The sequence below is a fragment of the Halovenus halobia genome, assembly GCF_051414135.1.
In the GTDB taxonomy this organism is placed as follows: Archaea; Halobacteriota; Halobacteria; order Halobacteriales; family Haloarculaceae; genus Halovenus; species Halovenus halobia.
In genome coordinates this window covers 129,283-142,539 of the sequence record NZ_JBLKOA010000004.1, presented here as the reverse complement: position 1 = coordinate 142,539, position 13,257 = coordinate 129,283, and the positions used below count along the sequence as shown (strand labels likewise).

General features: G+C 59.0%; 19 protein-coding genes and 1 pseudogene. 8 read left to right on the top strand and 12 right to left on the bottom strand.

The genetic code is table 11. From position 1 onward, the window contains the following. The first annotated feature begins 235 nt into the window (after positions 1 to 235). A complete protein-coding gene (locus ACMGFM_RS11570; RefSeq protein ID WP_436902771.1) occupies positions 236 to 634 on the top strand; it encodes a hypothetical protein in 399 nt (132 codons plus the stop codon). Between the two features lie 14 nt (positions 635 to 648). On the opposite strand, the gene ACMGFM_RS11565 is transcribed toward ACMGFM_RS11570, so the two are convergent. Further along, entirely contained in the window at positions 649 to 1,353 is a 705-nt protein-coding gene (locus ACMGFM_RS11565; protein WP_436902770.1) for a 2'-5' RNA ligase family protein, read from the bottom strand. Between the two features lie 135 nt (positions 1,354 to 1,488). Here ACMGFM_RS11565 and ACMGFM_RS11560 point away from each other — a divergent pair, with 135 nt between their 5' ends. Then, positions 1,489 to 2,043 carry an AN1-type zinc finger domain-containing protein gene (locus ACMGFM_RS11560; protein WP_436902769.1) on the top strand — a complete coding sequence of 185 codons (555 nt, stop codon included), beginning with the start codon at positions 1,489 to 1,491 and terminating at the stop codon, positions 2,041 to 2,043. 170 nt (positions 2,044 to 2,213) lie between these two features. Here ACMGFM_RS11560 and ACMGFM_RS11555 read toward each other — a convergent pair whose 3' ends face one another. Then, positions 2,214 to 2,492 carry a hypothetical protein gene (locus tag ACMGFM_RS11555; protein ID WP_436902768.1) on the bottom strand — a complete coding sequence of 93 codons (279 nt, stop codon included), beginning with the start codon at positions 2,490 to 2,492 and terminating at the stop codon, positions 2,214 to 2,216. Positions 2,493 to 2,873: 381 nt separating this feature from the next. Beyond that, a pseudogene (locus ACMGFM_RS11550) lies at positions 2,874 to 3,101 on the bottom strand (HNH endonuclease); the annotation flags it as partial. A 398-nt stretch (positions 3,102 to 3,499) separates the two neighbouring features. On the opposite strand from ACMGFM_RS11550, the gene ACMGFM_RS11545 reads away from it, so the two are divergent. Then, on the top strand, positions 3,500 to 4,069 hold the full coding sequence (locus ACMGFM_RS11545; RefSeq protein ID WP_436902767.1) for a hypothetical protein: 570 nt from the start codon (positions 3,500 to 3,502) through the stop codon (positions 4,067 to 4,069). 165 nt (positions 4,070 to 4,234) lie between these two features. Next, the gene (locus ACMGFM_RS11540; protein WP_436902766.1) at positions 4,235 to 5,656 is read left to right on the top strand and encodes a cryptochrome/photolyase family protein; all 1,422 of its coding nucleotides are present in this window, start codon (positions 4,235 to 4,237) and stop codon (positions 5,654 to 5,656) included. Here the strand turns inward: ACMGFM_RS11540 and ACMGFM_RS11535 are convergent. Both ACMGFM_RS11535 and ACMGFM_RS11530 read right to left on the bottom strand, forming a co-directional pair. Then, positions 5,622 to 5,912 (bottom strand): hypothetical protein, encoded by a 291-nt coding sequence (locus ACMGFM_RS11535; protein WP_436902765.1) that lies wholly within the window; start codon positions 5,910 to 5,912, stop codon positions 5,622 to 5,624. The two genes, ACMGFM_RS11540 and ACMGFM_RS11535, sit on opposite strands and share 35 nt — an antisense overlap. Positions 5,913 to 5,951: 39 nt before the next feature. After that, positions 5,952 to 6,401 (bottom strand): DUF2062 domain-containing protein, encoded by a 450-nt coding sequence (locus tag ACMGFM_RS11530; RefSeq protein WP_436902764.1) that lies wholly within the window; start codon positions 6,399 to 6,401, stop codon positions 5,952 to 5,954. A 127-nt stretch (positions 6,402 to 6,528) separates the two neighbouring features. On the opposite strand from ACMGFM_RS11530, the gene sod reads away from it, so the two are divergent. Next, a complete protein-coding gene (gene sod, locus ACMGFM_RS11525) occupies positions 6,529 to 7,140 on the top strand; it encodes a superoxide dismutase [Mn] (RefSeq protein ID WP_436902763.1) in 612 nt (203 codons plus the stop codon). A 126-nt stretch (positions 7,141 to 7,266) separates the two neighbouring features. On the opposite strand, the gene ACMGFM_RS11520 is transcribed toward sod, so the two are convergent. Continuing rightward, a complete protein-coding gene (locus tag ACMGFM_RS11520) occupies positions 7,267 to 7,638 on the bottom strand; it encodes a VOC family protein (protein ID WP_436902762.1) in 372 nt (123 codons plus the stop codon). 42 nt (positions 7,639 to 7,680) lie between these two features. Further along, positions 7,681 to 8,829: a sensor histidine kinase gene (locus tag ACMGFM_RS11515; protein WP_436902761.1), complete on the bottom strand. Its 1,149-nt coding sequence runs from the start codon at positions 8,827 to 8,829 to the stop codon at positions 7,681 to 7,683. A 132-nt stretch (positions 8,830 to 8,961) separates the two neighbouring features. Here ACMGFM_RS11515 and ACMGFM_RS11510 point away from each other — a divergent pair, with 132 nt between their 5' ends. Genes ACMGFM_RS11510 through ACMGFM_RS11500 form a run of 3 tightly spaced genes read left to right on the top strand, consistent with a single transcriptional unit; the run spans position 8,962 to position 10,541 of the window. Beyond that, positions 8,962 to 9,228, top strand: coding sequence for a DUF5827 family protein (locus ACMGFM_RS11510; RefSeq protein WP_436902760.1), 267 nt, complete (start codon positions 8,962 to 8,964; stop codon positions 9,226 to 9,228). Continuing rightward, positions 9,225 to 10,031 (top strand): ATPase, encoded by an 807-nt coding sequence (locus ACMGFM_RS11505; RefSeq protein ID WP_436902759.1) that lies wholly within the window; start codon positions 9,225 to 9,227, stop codon positions 10,029 to 10,031. Before ACMGFM_RS11510 ends, ACMGFM_RS11505 begins: the two co-directional genes overlap by 4 nt. Positions 10,032 to 10,076: 45 nt before the next feature. Continuing rightward, positions 10,077 to 10,541: a cupin domain-containing protein gene (locus tag ACMGFM_RS11500; protein WP_436902758.1), complete on the top strand. Its 465-nt coding sequence runs from the start codon at positions 10,077 to 10,079 to the stop codon at positions 10,539 to 10,541. A 1-nt stretch (position 10,542) separates the two neighbouring features. Here ACMGFM_RS11500 and ACMGFM_RS11495 read toward each other — a convergent pair whose 3' ends face one another. From ACMGFM_RS11495 to ACMGFM_RS11475, 5 genes are all read right to left on the bottom strand, one after another. Continuing rightward, the gene (locus ACMGFM_RS11495) at positions 10,543 to 11,121 is read right to left on the bottom strand and encodes an MBL fold metallo-hydrolase (protein WP_436902757.1); all 579 of its coding nucleotides are present in this window, start codon (positions 11,119 to 11,121) and stop codon (positions 10,543 to 10,545) included. A 46-nt stretch (positions 11,122 to 11,167) separates the two neighbouring features. Beyond that, the gene (locus ACMGFM_RS11490; RefSeq protein ID WP_436902756.1) at positions 11,168 to 11,581 is read right to left on the bottom strand and encodes a DoxX family protein; all 414 of its coding nucleotides are present in this window, start codon (positions 11,579 to 11,581) and stop codon (positions 11,168 to 11,170) included. Between the two features lie 38 nt (positions 11,582 to 11,619). Beyond that, positions 11,620 to 12,027, bottom strand: a complete 408-nt coding sequence (locus ACMGFM_RS11485; protein ID WP_436902755.1) for a toxin-antitoxin system TumE family protein — start codon at positions 12,025 to 12,027, stop codon at positions 11,620 to 11,622. Continuing rightward, the gene (locus tag ACMGFM_RS11480) at positions 12,024 to 12,584 is read right to left on the bottom strand and encodes a DUF7342 family protein (protein ID WP_436902754.1); all 561 of its coding nucleotides are present in this window, start codon (positions 12,582 to 12,584) and stop codon (positions 12,024 to 12,026) included. The genes ACMGFM_RS11485 and ACMGFM_RS11480 overlap by 4 nt, the downstream gene beginning before the upstream one ends. Positions 12,585 to 12,761: 177 nt before the next feature. Continuing rightward, entirely contained in the window at positions 12,762 to 13,223 is a 462-nt protein-coding gene (locus tag ACMGFM_RS11475; protein WP_436902753.1) for a NuoI/complex I 23 kDa subunit family protein, read from the bottom strand. Between the last annotated feature and the right edge of the window lie 34 nt (positions 13,224 to 13,257).

Sequence of the window (13,257 nt, the reverse complement as noted above, 5' to 3'; positions counted from 1 at the left end):
GATCCCGATTACAGTCTTTTTACTGGTGTTTGGCGGCGGTGCCTACCTGCTAGTCACTGGGATTTAGTCACAGACTGCTCGGTTGAAGCTCTCAAACAGTGAGATGTTCTTGTAGCCGTGCTGAATACAGAACGCGTATGTAGTACGGTCGTCGCCGTCGGCGAAGTCGTTGGATCCCACCATGTCATCGCCTCCACCCCGATAATTGAAATGAACTGCCTGACAATGTGCCGCTATGCCAGAATGTGAACGGTGTGGCGCGTTCACCGACAATCGTCGGAGTGGGAAATATCATTACTGCTCAGATTGCTTGGATACCTTCGACGAGGTTCGGCATGGTGGCGTTGTAGTCAAAGGTGAAGATGAATACGACGTTTTAGTAAACGTCGACGGGCATGAGGAGAAAGGCGGACAAGAGTACTCACAGGCGGATGCACTTGCCCGTGGGAAGCTCGTCGCTGATGAACTCGGTGTTGATGGACTATTCGAATACGATGGGACTGGGTCGATATGGCTGATCGAGGAGTATCTGAATACCCACCCAAGTATCCAGAACGACGTCTCCAGACGGTTGAATCGGGTCCCCGAGGATGATAGCGGCCTACTCTCGAAGCTCCGTAGCGTGTTCGGTTGATTATCGACCCCGACTCACCATTTGCGAGTGAGGTATGCCTTCAGACGAGCACTAACTCTCTGAAAACCACTGGGTGATGGAGCGAGGTCGTCGTGGTCATCATGCGCGGTATGTTGCTGAAGCGCCTTCTCTGTCTGTTGCCACGCCTGAACGGTCGTCGCCTCATCTGAACGTAGATATTCTCCGCGCGGGACGTCGTACTCCCACATCATCGACCGATTATGGAGGCTCGTAATCCGATTGGCATAGCAATCGAACTGCGGGTCGTACTGAGTCTGGGCGTATTCCAAAATCTCGTCTAACCTGCCGCCGACATCTTTGAACGCCAGCGTGATATGAAACTCGTGGAAGTAGTTCGCGTCGTAGTCAGGATAGTCGTAGCAGATCGGGCGTAACTCACGCGAGATATCCCGTCGAAGTGAACGCAATTCCTCTGATGGGACGACATCAAAGTAGACAACGTTTGAATCCCGAAATACGTCGAATCCATCAATCCGATACGGGACAGCGTCGTAGTCCTCGTATATTTCGAGCAGGCGGGACTTGACTGTCTTACCATTGTCAGTGTCATACGGACCGAACAATGTGATATGTGGTACTGGTCGTGGGTCAACAGCTCCCCGAACGCCGAACTCCTCGGCAACATCATACATAATGTCGCGGAGTCGCTGTTTCACTTCGCCGCCCGTTCGAATCTCATTAAGATATGGTCCTGACATCCGTGTTTAACAAAATCACCTATTATCGGACCATTCCAGACATCGCCAAATTGTAGTACGACTCCGTTTCCTCGTCTTCTATCATCGTCTTCTGATGCATACGATCTGGGAGTGGGAACGAACCTTTTTATTAGTATGTGCAGAGTTGTTCATATGGCTCGCTGCAACCACTGTGGCGACGCTATTGAGCATCCATTTACCTGCAATCACTGTGAGCGGAGTCACTGCTCAGATCACCGGCTCCCGGAGCAGCACGACTGCCTGCTTCACAACCCGGAGACTGACAAACGATTCGAGTCTGCTGCGCCGAATACCCGTGAGAGGGGCACTGGTCGCAGCCGGAAGACTGGCCGACAACCAGAATCGAAGGAAGATACCGGACAGTCAAAAAATCACTGTGAGGAGTGTAATCGCGTGATCCCACCGACGGAGAAGAAATGTGCCCAGTGCCGAGCATCGACCCCAACACCATCATCGCCAGATGTCGCGCCGGACGGCTCAGTTGTTGGTAGTAAACGGCAAGTTGACAACGACTCTGTCGGCTCAATTGGGGCTGGAAGACGAATCTGGTACAAACTCCGTGGGGCCTTTCTGGCACCAATCTCCCTTCTGCGCGACTGGTTGATCCCGATTACAGTCTTTTTACTGGTGCTTGGCGGCGGTGCCTACCTGCTATTCACTGGGATTTAGTCGCAGACTGCTCTGTTGAACTGCTCAACCGGTGATATACCTTTGGAGCTGTGCTGAATACAGGGCGCATACGCAGCATTCTCTGATCGTTGAGTAGCAAAGGATGGTGAGCAGTCAATACATGACGAGTGATTATTAGATGTAGCGTGGATAACGGTCTTTGAACATCTCTACACCAATGCGATACCGGAACCGACGAAAACACACGTCAGCGCGAGGCTGGCAAGTGCAACTGTTGTCCAGTCACGGCGGTTGTCATCATCGTCAGAATCGAATCCACCGAAGCCGGTCAAAACACCGAAACCGACAGCGACCGCGGAGAGACCACCAGTGAGCGCCAATACCGTCCAGATTTCGAGTCCGTGCTGTGCGACTTCCCGCGCAGCTGTCCCAGCGAGGATAGTTCCAGTTGCTATCGGGGCTGCAGCTGTCGCCTTGTTGGAGGCCATATGTGGATGTTTCCCCGTATTCGCATAAACCCGGGGAAGGGTCAAGTCGCCCTTTTACCCATTATTAGTACTTTTGCGAGACTCACCCCTCTGTATCGTTCACGCGTTATCTGACAGCATATCGGCAGATCGATTCGGGATGTGCAAGATGGAAGGCGCGCATCTCGCGTGGGGGTGTTTGAAGGACATGGTCTGTTCGAATCAGCCAGTACCGGATACAAGTACGGTGATGGGAGATACGTGAATTCGGTTACTCTGGCAGTTGGCCCAGTCGTCTCACTATTGACGGTTGTCAAGCACGAACTCTTGGAGTTCCTCAAGAAGATCCGGGCGTTCATCGACGATCTGCTTCATGCGTGAGTGTACCTCAGTATGACAATCACTACAGAGAACGATGAGATTGTCAACATGGTCAGGGCCACCAGCTGAAAACGGAATAATATGGTGTACTTCGAAGGAGGGGCCGTCCTCGTTAGTGAAGGTAACTTCGTCACCACATCGTTGACATTTTTGTTCGTCTCGTTCGATGACCCGTTCGCGTAGTGATTGAGGCAGTCGTCTGGTTTCCGCGATGCTCTCGGAGTGGGCTATTTTGTGGTGTGCGCGCATCCCTCCCTCATTGGCAAACACCTCCCCGCACGTTGGGCACTCTCTTGGGTTGTTATAGTCGGCGAGTTTCTCTCCATGAGCGATTGTATGGTGTGCCTTCATATCTCGTTCATGGACGAAATCATCTCGTCCACAGGACGGGCATACGTGTTTACTCATTACGGGATATTTAGTAAACAGAGTAGTATAACTGTTCAGGTAGGATTTTCGCCGCTTAATATAAATTTCGAGTACTACAGGCCAGAGGTAAAATGAATGCATTCTTCATGCTGTATACATCCTCTCTATCTTGCACGGTAGTGCTGTCAGTTGTTGGAGATTTCCGCAGATCTGTTCCGATTGAGTAAACGCTGCGTTTCCGCGATACCCTTATGTCACGCTGGGCAGTACGCGATGTCATGAGCGAGGACGACGACGGTATCGAGCCGTACGGTCGCTCGCGGCGGCCCCAGAGGCGGGACGACGACAGCCCCGTCAGCACGGACCGGGATGGGCACCCGCCAGCGGCCGCAACGTCGCTCGCAGACGCGGTTGCACAGACAGCCAGTCGCCCGACAACCGTCGACACAGGGTCGCTGTCTGCCACACTCGTCGGCGTCCCACGAATCGATCTGCAGGAATTCGTCTATCCACACCAGCTCGACCCGGACCGAGAAGAAGGGCCGCGGCCGGTCGCGCTGTTCGACATCGAGAACTGTAGTGACCAGCGGCTTCGCTGGCGCAGCGCCCGCACGAAGTTCATCGGCTCCGACGAGTACGCCTACCAGCCCGCACGGCTCTCGCTCGAACCCGACCAGCTCGGGCCGGGCTGTCACACCCGGCAGGTCGAACTCGAACCCAACAGCAAGGCGCGGATGGTCACACTCGTCGAGCAGTTGCCACAGGGCGTCGAGGTGGCGAAGGTCGTTCAGACGGTCCCGCGGGCTGGCGCGGCACAGAACGAGCGACTCGTTTTCGCTGTCGAGTGATTCTGGGGGATATTCAATAGGGAGGTTCAGGAGGCGTGAGGAAACAGAAGGCCCTCGGCTGTCTTGACTGTTGCTCGCGGCTGTGCCGCTCGCACGTTACGAGAGACGGAGTCTCTCGCAGCCCGGGACGCGACCGTTGAAGTACCTGGCGTCCAACAGGCGGGCATGCAGCTTCATTGGCATCGTCGTGACCTCCGGCTCGCAGACAACCGCGGTCTCGCAGCCGCCACAGAAACCGGGAAGGCGGCTGGCGTCTTCATTTTCGACCCGACAGTCCTCGAACACGGCGCGTCGCCGCGGATGGCGTTCATGCTCGACGCGCTCGACTCGCTCAGAACGGCATATCGCGAGCGCGATAGCGACCTCCTGATTGCGCACGGCAATCCAACCGAGGTACTTCCAGAGATTGCGGCGGACCTCGGCGCCGACGGCGTGACGTGGTGTCGGGATTACACCGGGCTGGCTCGCAAGCGAGACGCGGCGGTCCGACAGGCGCTGGACGATGTCGATATCGAGCGCACCGCGGTACAGGACGCAGTGCATCACGAACCCGGCGAAATCACGACCAACGACGGCGACCCGTACAAGGTGTTCACCTACTTCTCGAAGAAGTGGCACGACCGGGAGAAACTCGCCCCAGCCGAACCACCGACGAGCGGCGAGCTCGCGGCTGTCGAATCCGGTGACGTGGCCGAGACACGCGAGTCGATTCCCACGCTTTCAGAGCTCGAGTTCGAGGAGCCAGCGGCGACGATTCTCGAGGCGAGCACCGCGGCCGCCCGCGAGCGCCTCGAGGCGTTCTGCGCTGATGACATCTACCAGTACGACGACCGGCGGGATTACCCGGCCGACGAGTGTACCTCAGGATTATCGGTCCACCTGAAGTACGGGACCATCGGGATTCGTGAGGTGTACGACGCCACCGACCGTGCCCACGCCGACGCCGGCAGTGAGAGCGCCCGCGAGTCGGTGTTCGAGTTTCAGGACCAACTCGCCTGGCGGGAGTTCTACACACAGGTGTTGTGGGACCGGCCAGACGCCGTCACGGAGAACTACAAATCCTACGAGAACGACATCGAGTGGCGCGAGGACCCCGAGGCGTTGCAGGCGTGGAAGGACGGCAAGACGGGCTATCCCATCGTCGACGCGGGAATGCGTCAACTGCGCGAGGAAGCGTTCATGCACAACCGCGTCCGGATGCTTGTCGCGGCCTTCCTGACGAAGGACCTGCTCATCGACTGGCGGGAGGGGTACGACTGGTTCCGAGAGAAGTTGGTCGACCACGACACCGCCAACGACAACGGCGGGTGGCAGTGGGCCGCCTCGACGGGAACCGACGCACAGCCGTATTTCCGGGTGTTCAATCCGATGACGCAGGGCGAGCGCTACGACGCTGACGCGGAGTACATCAAGGAGTACGTTCCTGAGTTGCGAGACGCTGACCCGGAGATTATCCACGAGTGGCACGAGGCGTCGTTGACACAGCGTCGGAGTGCTGCGCCGGAGTATCCCGACCCGATTGTCGACCACAGTGAGCGGCGGGAGGAGGCGATCACGATGTTCGAGAGGGCGCGTGGTGACAAATGAGCGCTAGCGAGTGAGTCACCACGAGGCGAAGCGGCGAACGGAGTGAGCCGTGGAGCAAGCGAGGGGCGATGAATGACGCGAGGACGACCAGCGGGAGTCCTCGGAACGAGCGAGCGGCACCGCCGCGAGCAGCGCCAGCGAGCGAATCGGCCCTCGACGGAACGGTGAGCGGGTGGACGAGCGAAGTGAGTCCACCGACTGCTCGAACGGAGTGAGCCGTGGAGCGCGTGGTGACGAATGACGCGAGGACGACCATCGGGAGTCCTCGGAGCGGGCGAGCAGCAGGACCAGAATGTCAGCCGTGGCGCCGGTCGTATTCGAGCGCCGTCTGGTAGGCAAGCAAGTATGCAACAGCGCCGAAGACAACTGCGAGCACGAGGTTTCCGACAAGCAGGCGCGTAATAACCACTCGTCCGGCGTCGAACCCAATTTCGGCCGCGCTACTGCCTGCAACCGGACCGAGCAGTTGGACGCCGAGCAGAAAACTCCCGACGTAGACGGTTCCCTTGGCCAGCGGATTCATGATCGCCATCGCCGCAAGTAACGAGAGTCGGTTGGCACGGTCAAAGCGTGCACCGACCCACGTGAGCACCGGAAGGATGAGCCCAAACGACGGTAGCGTCGTCAGGAAAATCCCAGCAGCGAAGTACCGGGCAACCACCCGTGGGGGATGGTCCTCGGCGAGCGCACCTCGTAGCCTGCGTTGCATCCGCTGGAGGTGCCCACCGAAGCGAGTCAGTTCCATTGAGTTCGCAGACGTAACTGACAGAGACGGATAAGGTTTGATTTTGCAGCGTGATAGAGTACGGGTATATCACCGCCTCGGGAAGCTTTTTCACACTGCCAGCCGAGTAACAAATGGAGGGATTACAATGCCAGAACACTCAGACCCAGCACTGCCGGAACTACCGTATGATTACGACGCGCTCGAACCGCACATCTCCGAACAGGTTGTGACGTGGCATCACGACACACACCATCAGGGATACGTCAACGGCCTCGCAAGCGCCGAAGAGACACTCGCCGAGAACCGCGAAGCAGGTGAGTTTGGATCATCCGCGGGCGCAATCGGAAACGTCACCCACAACGGCTGTGGACATTATCTCCACACACTGTTCTGGGAGAACATGCACCCAGACGGCGGCGGCGAACCAGCGGGTGAACTCGCTGACAGAATCGAAGAAGACTTCGGTTCCTACGAAGGTTGGAAAGGCGAGTTCGAGGCTGCCGCGTCCGCAGCAGGCGGGTGGGCGCTGCTGGTCTACGACCCGGTTGCGAAACAGCTTCGCAACGTCAAAGTCGACAAACACGACCAGGGCGCGCTCTGGGGCGCACATCCGATTCTCGCCTGCGACGTGTGGGAGCACTCCTACTACTACGACTACGGTCCGGCCCGCGGCGAGTTCATCGACGGCTTCTTCGAGGTCGTCAACTGGGACAAAGTCGCTGACGAGTACGCGACTGTCGTCGAACTGTTCGAGTAGAGTTGTCGCTGCCGGAATCGAGCGCAACACCACCACAATTTTTTCGACACTATCCCGGTAGCTCTGCTATCGAGACACAGCAAGCGTTCGAGAATCGACCGCTGACGCCGGGTTATCAGCCGAAAATCACTCCATCGGCTCGATCAGTTCGACGACGTGGCCGTCAGGGTCGTTGATGAACGCCGTCCGCGCGCCGGCCGCAGGCTGGTCTGCTGGCTCTTTGACGACGCCGTGGTTGTCGATATCCTCGAAGGCGGCGTCGACATCTTGAACGTGGACTGCGAAGTGGTCCCAAGCAGTGCCGGCCTCGAAGTCGTCCTCACTCTCGGTGTCCGACAACTGCAGCTCGAAGCCGTTACCGTCAGCGACGTAGACGTTTCGTGTCTCGCCGTCTTCGCTGGTGAACTCCCAGGAATCCTCGAAACCAAGCTGGTCTTTGTACCACTGTGCGAGTTCGTCGGCGTCCGAGACGTTCAGACAGACGTGGAGTGCGTCCATGCTATCGAGTGGGTCGGCACCGAAAATAAACACGTCGAAGGGCTACTCGGCAGTCTTGGCGGTGCGGCCGTCCGGTGCGGTTTCGACGCCGGTGAACTCGAAGCGAGCGCCGCCGTCTGCAGAGTCGGTGACGGAGACGGTCCAGCCGTGAGCTTCTGCGATACCGGAGACGATTGCGAGTCCGAGTCCGGTCCCCTCGTCGCCGGCAGTGTAGCCAGCCTCGAAGATTGCGTTGCGGTCCGTCGGGTCGATTCCCGGGCCGTCGTCAGCGACGAAAAAGCCTGCTTCCCCGTCGAGACTCCCGACGACGATCGAAACATCGTCAGGGCCGTGCTCGACGGCGTTCCGAAAGAGGTTCTCGAGAACTCTGACGAGGCGCTGTTCGTTCGCCTCGATAACGAGTTGCGTTTCGACCGAGACCGTTGCCCCGTTGGTGTCGACGTGTGACCACGCGTCCATCGCCGCTGTTTCCAGCGGGACAGCCTCCAACTCGCCAACATCCTGGTCGCCCCGGGCCAGTGTGAGCACGTCGGTAATGATCTGTTGCATCCGTTTGTGAGCGTCCTGTGTGCGAGCGAGATGAGCGTCGAGGTCAGGGTCCTCGGCCATCTCTCTGATGGCGTTCGTCCGGCCGATGGCGACATCGAGCGGATTCCGAAGGTCGTGAGAGATGAGACTCGCAAACTGCTCTAGCTGTTCGTTTTCGGCTTCGAGTTCGCGCTGGCGGGTCTCGTGTTCGGTCACGTCGTGCAGAACGACAACCCACTTTCGGGGTGGTCGTGGCTGCGCACCGATTGGGTACAATCGGAGCTGATAGGTCCGTGTGTCTCCCTCATTTTGAAGCTCAGTCGTAATTTCTTCTTTGTCGGCGACAGCCGTCACGAGGTCCGAGTGGCCCTCGAAGACAGTTTCGGCGGCGTCACCCTCGACCTCGCTGCCGAATATCATCCGGAACGGAACATTTGCCAGCAATACGTCGTCGCTGGGGTCAAGGACAGCAACAGGTTCCTCGAAGGCGTTGAGCAGGCGTTCGGAGTCGACAGGCTGGTCGCCAGCGTCGGTCCGGACCCACCAGACACCGAGCCCTGCCCCGAGAACGAGTAAGGCGAGAATAAACGCGATCACGTAGTAGGTGAATGACAGCCCTCCGGCGGAAAGCGGCGCCACGAGAGGCTGACCCAACCAACTCATTACACAATGTTGGTACCAGAGACTCATATATGTTCAGCAACCGCTTCGAGGCGCAGAGACGAGCCACACACGACGGAATGAACACAGCGGTCGACCGGAGTGTTTACCAGTTTCTTGCTACTACGGGTCGGCATGCCGATTGAACGAGCCGCTGCGGACGATTTGCGAGCGCTCGAATTCCGAGACCCCGAGGAAGTGCTGGACCCAGAGAAGCTGTACACTGTCTACGAAATTGGCCGGTTGTTGCAGGGACTCGACCCCGAGGCAGAACTCGATATCGAGACGGAAAATGTCTTGCTCGACTGGGCGATTCCGTGGATGATGAACCACGCCGACGAGTTCGTCTTCGCGGAGCCAACTGACGAGACGGACCCGGGCTACTACGGACTGGCCCAATGACGCTGCTTGTCGTCGGGTCCGAACGCGTCGACGCCGGAAAAACGACGTTCTCGACTGGACTAGTCGCACAGACAGGCGCCGTCGGGTTCAAACCGCGAGCCGGCAACGACTACTGGTATCACCACGACGACTACCGCAACGCAGTCGAAGCGGGGAGTATCTACGGTAAGGACGCCCGCCGGCTGGCAGCGGCGAGTCCGGGCGCGTTCGACCCGACCGATATCAATCCTGTCCACCGCCTCTGGCAGCCGACCCCAGAGAGCGGAGAGATACTCGGACAGGATGGCCGGGAATTTCTCCTCGACCGGGCCGGCGACCAGTACGTCTACAATGGGACGGCTGACATCCCCGAGTCTGCACGCGAGCAACTCCCGCTGTCTGAAGCTGTCGCCGTCGCTGATGTTGACCAGCTCAATCACGTGATGGAACGCGCCCACGTCCCGGCACTGCAGAATCTCGCGCGAATCGTCGAGACGACCGACCGGGCAGTCGTCGAGTCCTACAGCGACGTTGCCCGACCGCTGCAGGGAATCGAGCCTGGCGCCGTTGCCGTCGTTGCGCCGAGCCAGGCACGAATCTTCGATGGCTCTCGGTTCATCAAGGCCTGTACAGTTTCCTCTGGGACAGCAAGTTCGTTCCACGGCCAGCTCGAAGAGCGCGTGTCATCGGTCATCGACCTCGCTGACCCCGTTGCAACGGTTTCGTTGCCGGCACTCACTGACGAGCAACGCCACGACCCCGAGATGGTCGCAACAGAGTACGGTGAAGCCTACGACGCACTGCTGGAGACTGCCGAGTGGTAGCTAGGTCGACAGCACACTTTTTGCGACGGCGCACAACAACAGAACGTGAAACAGATAGACGTAAGCGGACTGGAGACAGGCGAAATGAACAGTGCAAGTGTTGCTGACAAACTTGAGGCAGACGACTTTGCGCTAAACTACTACGTGCTGGACCCGGGCGAGGAGTTCACCGGTGGCCTCCACGCCCATCTCGACCAGGAAGAGGCCTTCTACATACTGGAAGGAGAGGCAACCTTCGAGTACGCCGACGGGCCGACTGCCGACACAGAGACGACCACCGTCGACGAGGGGGCAATGGTCAGATTCCCGCCAGGAGAGTTCCAGCAGGGTCGCAACGACTCCGACGAAACGGTGCGCGCACTCGCGCTCGGTGCACCACAGGAGTCGAGCGATATCCGCGTCGCTGCCCCGTGTCGGGCCTGTGGCGACAGCGAGTATCTGGCGTTCGTCCCGACTGACGAGGGCCCGATGATGGAATGTCCTGAGTGCGGCGAGTCCTTCGAAGCCTGAGCTACCGCATCTGGGCGGCCTGCAGCGCGAGTTCGATATCCTGTCTTGGAGTGGCGTCGACGCTCGGGCCGTGACCGGTGTGCATCGCTGTGAGATTCTCATCGACGCCGTCGAGTAGTCGCTGGATGCTCTTGATCAGCACCTCGCGGTTGCCTTCGTCCAAGTCAGTCCGACCGAATCCACCGTTGGCGAAGACCAGGTCACCCGCGAAGAGCACCCCAGAGGCTGGAGAGTACAGACAGAGATGGTCGTTCTTGTGGCCCGGAGTATGCAGTGCCTCGTAGGAGTGGTCGCCAATTTTGACCTGCGCTTCGTCTGCGATTTTGTGGTCGACGCCCGGTTGGTCAGTATCGTATCCCCAGACATCGACGCCGAACGCGTCGGTCACGTCACCGAGATTTCCGATGTGGTCTGGGTGGGTGTGTGTCAGCACGACGGCGTCGATATCGTCGACGTATTTTCGTGTTTCACTGACGACGTCGAACTGCATGCCAACATCGACCAGTACTGTGCGCTCGCCGTCGACGAGAAAGACGTTGCTCGTCATTCCGGCCTGTCCCGCCGCGAGATTCTGAATCATACCCCCGATAGGAGTGGGATTGGTTTGGGGATATCGGTCCGCTCGCTCAATCTGCCTGCTCGGGAGCGGCGCTGGCCGTCGAAGGCTCCGAGTACGTGTCAGTGTACCACAGCGCCCACGCGACGAGGACGGCCTGCAGTGGAAGCCGGCCCCACTGGACGAGTTCACTCCCCATAACATCAGCAACGGCCATGTAGATGTTTGCGGGGTAGACCGCAACCAACAGCGCAACCGTCCCCAGCGCCGCGTAGTGTCGCGTCTGTGGAATCAGCACGCCGACACCGACGACAATTTCGGCGACACCGGAGAGATAGACCAGAAGCAACGGTGCCGGTAGCATCGGCGGCACAATCTGGAGGAACCACTCTGGGTTGAGGAAATGTGTCACACCTGCAGTGATGTAGAACAGCCCCATCACGTAGCGCAACGGAGTCTTGAGGCGAGCGAGAATGGAATTCATGGGAATCGATAGTTGTTGCTTGGATAAAATCCGACCGATTACCAGAAGCCGCGCCGTCGCTCCGCTATTTCCTCGAGCACCGCTGAGAGTACGTCTCGCCAGTCTGTCGGGTGTGTCGCGTCGTCGCCTGGGGTTGGCGCGTCCGGTCCCGGGTGGACGTGCTCGCGCGTATTGTGTTCTGAGGGGTGTCTATCCCACCGATGGTCGAACGTGCTGGCGTCGTGGTCCTCGTGGTAGTGAATCGAGAAATCGCCGTTCTGGAACCACGTGATTTCGAGCCGAGCCTCCTGCACCTGCTGCGGGTAGAGCGTCGGGTCGTAGACACAGACGACGCGCTCTGGCGCGACTGCTGGCTCTGACTCGACGCAGCGGAACCGCTCGTTCGAAGCGAGTCGCTCTGCGATGCGGTCGAGACGGTCCCAGTCGACGGGCGCACCGTCGGTCATACTGCCGGCGTGCTCCCGCTGGCTTCGGTAGTCCCTGTCAGCGCCCGTTCGAGGAGTGCAATGCGGCGGCGGGTCGTTTGCCACGCCGTCACGTCTTCCCAGACTTCCGTGACCGACTGCTCCGTCTCGGCTGCGTAGTCGGTAATCGAAACCGCACTGGGAGCCTCGACACCGAACGCCTCGGCGAACGCTGCGTCGCGCTCGGCCGCCCGTTCGAGCAGTTCGACCAACTCCTCGTCGGTGTACTCCTCCCGGATGCGCTGGACGCGACGCCAGTCCAGATACTCTTGGTTTCGCCGGTACGTGGCTGGCGACTCCCCAACCTGTGTGACGATGCCCATCTGCTCGAACCACTCTAGATACTCCCGGGCAGCGTCGACACCGTGGCCTGCCCGGTCGGCGACCTCCCCGGCAGTCTGTGGACTGTCGAGGGAGAGCACCGCGTCGAAGAAGTCGTCTCGCGTTCGCTCGCCACGGACGAGTTCGTCGGCCGGAACTGGGTCGAACTCCGGCACCTGCTCGTCGTCGGCCTGTAACTCCGGGCGTGGCTCTTTCATACCGCCACGTACGCCGGCAAACGGAATAAACCTTTTTCAAGGCGATTATTTCCGCCCTACCACCTTTTTCAGCGTCGGGTGCGCTTCGCGCACCACTCCTTGAAAAACGTGGGCGAAAAAAGCCGGACGCTCACTGCGTTCGCGTCCGGTGAGAAATCGTGGTAATAAAACCGCGCCTTACTGATAGTCGAGTTCGCCTTCACCTTCGCCGACCCACGCTTCGCGGTCAGGTTCACGCGTTTGCACCGGGTCGATATCGTTGTACCACGGGACGTTTTTCAGTTCCTCCATGTTCAGCGCGAACTCGTCTTTCGTGTCGGCGACGAACTCGAAGTTCTGGGTGAGGACAATCGCCTCGACGGGACAGACTTCCTCACAGAGCCGGCAGTAGATACACTGGCCGATATGGAGGTTGTACTGCTCGCCGTTGCGCTTGTCGTCCATCACAATCTGAATCGTATCGTTCGGACAGACGTTCTCGCACTGGCGACACCAGATACAGCGCTCCTGGCTGAACTTGTGGACCCCACGGAACCGCGGCGAGACTTCGGGTTCGTCCTCGGGGTAGGCAACGGTAAACGTCTCTCCGTCCAGCGCGTGTTTCATCGTCGTCGCCATGCCTTTTAGGACCCCAATCATTGTTCGGTACCCCCGTCTACGTCCTCGACGGTTG

What these genes read in the sequence shown, in the direction of transcription:
- ACMGFM_RS11570 (WP_436902771.1), top strand. Translation starts at nt 236, where the DNA reads ATGCCAGAATGTGAACGGTGTGGCGCGTTCACCGACAATCGTCGGAGT.
- ACMGFM_RS11565 (WP_436902770.1), bottom strand. Translation starts at nt 1,353, where the DNA reads ATGTCAGGACCATATCTTAATGAGATTCGAACGGGCGGCGAAGTGAAA.
- ACMGFM_RS11560 (WP_436902769.1), top strand. Translation starts at nt 1,489, where the DNA reads ATGTGCAGAGTTGTTCATATGGCTCGCTGCAACCACTGTGGCGACGCT.
- ACMGFM_RS11555 (WP_436902768.1), bottom strand. Translation starts at nt 2,492, where the DNA reads ATGGCCTCCAACAAGGCGACAGCTGCAGCCCCGATAGCAACTGGAACT.
- ACMGFM_RS11545 (WP_436902767.1), top strand. Translation starts at nt 3,500, where the DNA reads ATGAGCGAGGACGACGACGGTATCGAGCCGTACGGTCGCTCGCGGCGG.
- ACMGFM_RS11540 (WP_436902766.1), top strand. Translation starts at nt 4,235, where the DNA reads ATGCAGCTTCATTGGCATCGTCGTGACCTCCGGCTCGCAGACAACCGC.
- ACMGFM_RS11535 (WP_436902765.1), bottom strand. Translation starts at nt 5,912, where the DNA reads ATGGTCGTCCTCGCGTCATTCGTCACCACGCGCTCCACGGCTCACTCC.
- ACMGFM_RS11530 (WP_436902764.1), bottom strand. Translation starts at nt 6,401, where the DNA reads ATGGAACTGACTCGCTTCGGTGGGCACCTCCAGCGGATGCAACGCAGG.
- sod (WP_436902763.1), top strand. Translation starts at nt 6,529, where the DNA reads ATGCCAGAACACTCAGACCCAGCACTGCCGGAACTACCGTATGATTAC.
- ACMGFM_RS11520 (WP_436902762.1), bottom strand. Translation starts at nt 7,638, where the DNA reads ATGGACGCACTCCACGTCTGTCTGAACGTCTCGGACGCCGACGAACTC.
- ACMGFM_RS11515 (WP_436902761.1), bottom strand. Translation starts at nt 8,829, where the DNA reads ATGAGTTGGTTGGGTCAGCCTCTCGTGGCGCCGCTTTCCGCCGGAGGG.
- ACMGFM_RS11510 (WP_436902760.1), top strand. Translation starts at nt 8,962, where the DNA reads ATGCCGATTGAACGAGCCGCTGCGGACGATTTGCGAGCGCTCGAATTC.
- ACMGFM_RS11505 (WP_436902759.1), top strand. Translation starts at nt 9,225, where the DNA reads ATGACGCTGCTTGTCGTCGGGTCCGAACGCGTCGACGCCGGAAAAACG.
- ACMGFM_RS11495 (WP_436902757.1), bottom strand. Translation starts at nt 11,121, where the DNA reads ATGATTCAGAATCTCGCGGCGGGACAGGCCGGAATGACGAGCAACGTC.
- ACMGFM_RS11490 (WP_436902756.1), bottom strand. Translation starts at nt 11,581, where the DNA reads ATGAATTCCATTCTCGCTCGCCTCAAGACTCCGTTGCGCTACGTGATG.
- ACMGFM_RS11485 (WP_436902755.1), bottom strand. Translation starts at nt 12,027, where the DNA reads ATGACCGACGGTGCGCCCGTCGACTGGGACCGTCTCGACCGCATCGCA.
- ACMGFM_RS11480 (WP_436902754.1), bottom strand. Translation starts at nt 12,584, where the DNA reads ATGAAAGAGCCACGCCCGGAGTTACAGGCCGACGACGAGCAGGTGCCG.
- ACMGFM_RS11475 (WP_436902753.1), bottom strand. Translation starts at nt 13,223, where the DNA reads ATGATTGGGGTCCTAAAAGGCATGGCGACGACGATGAAACACGCGCTG.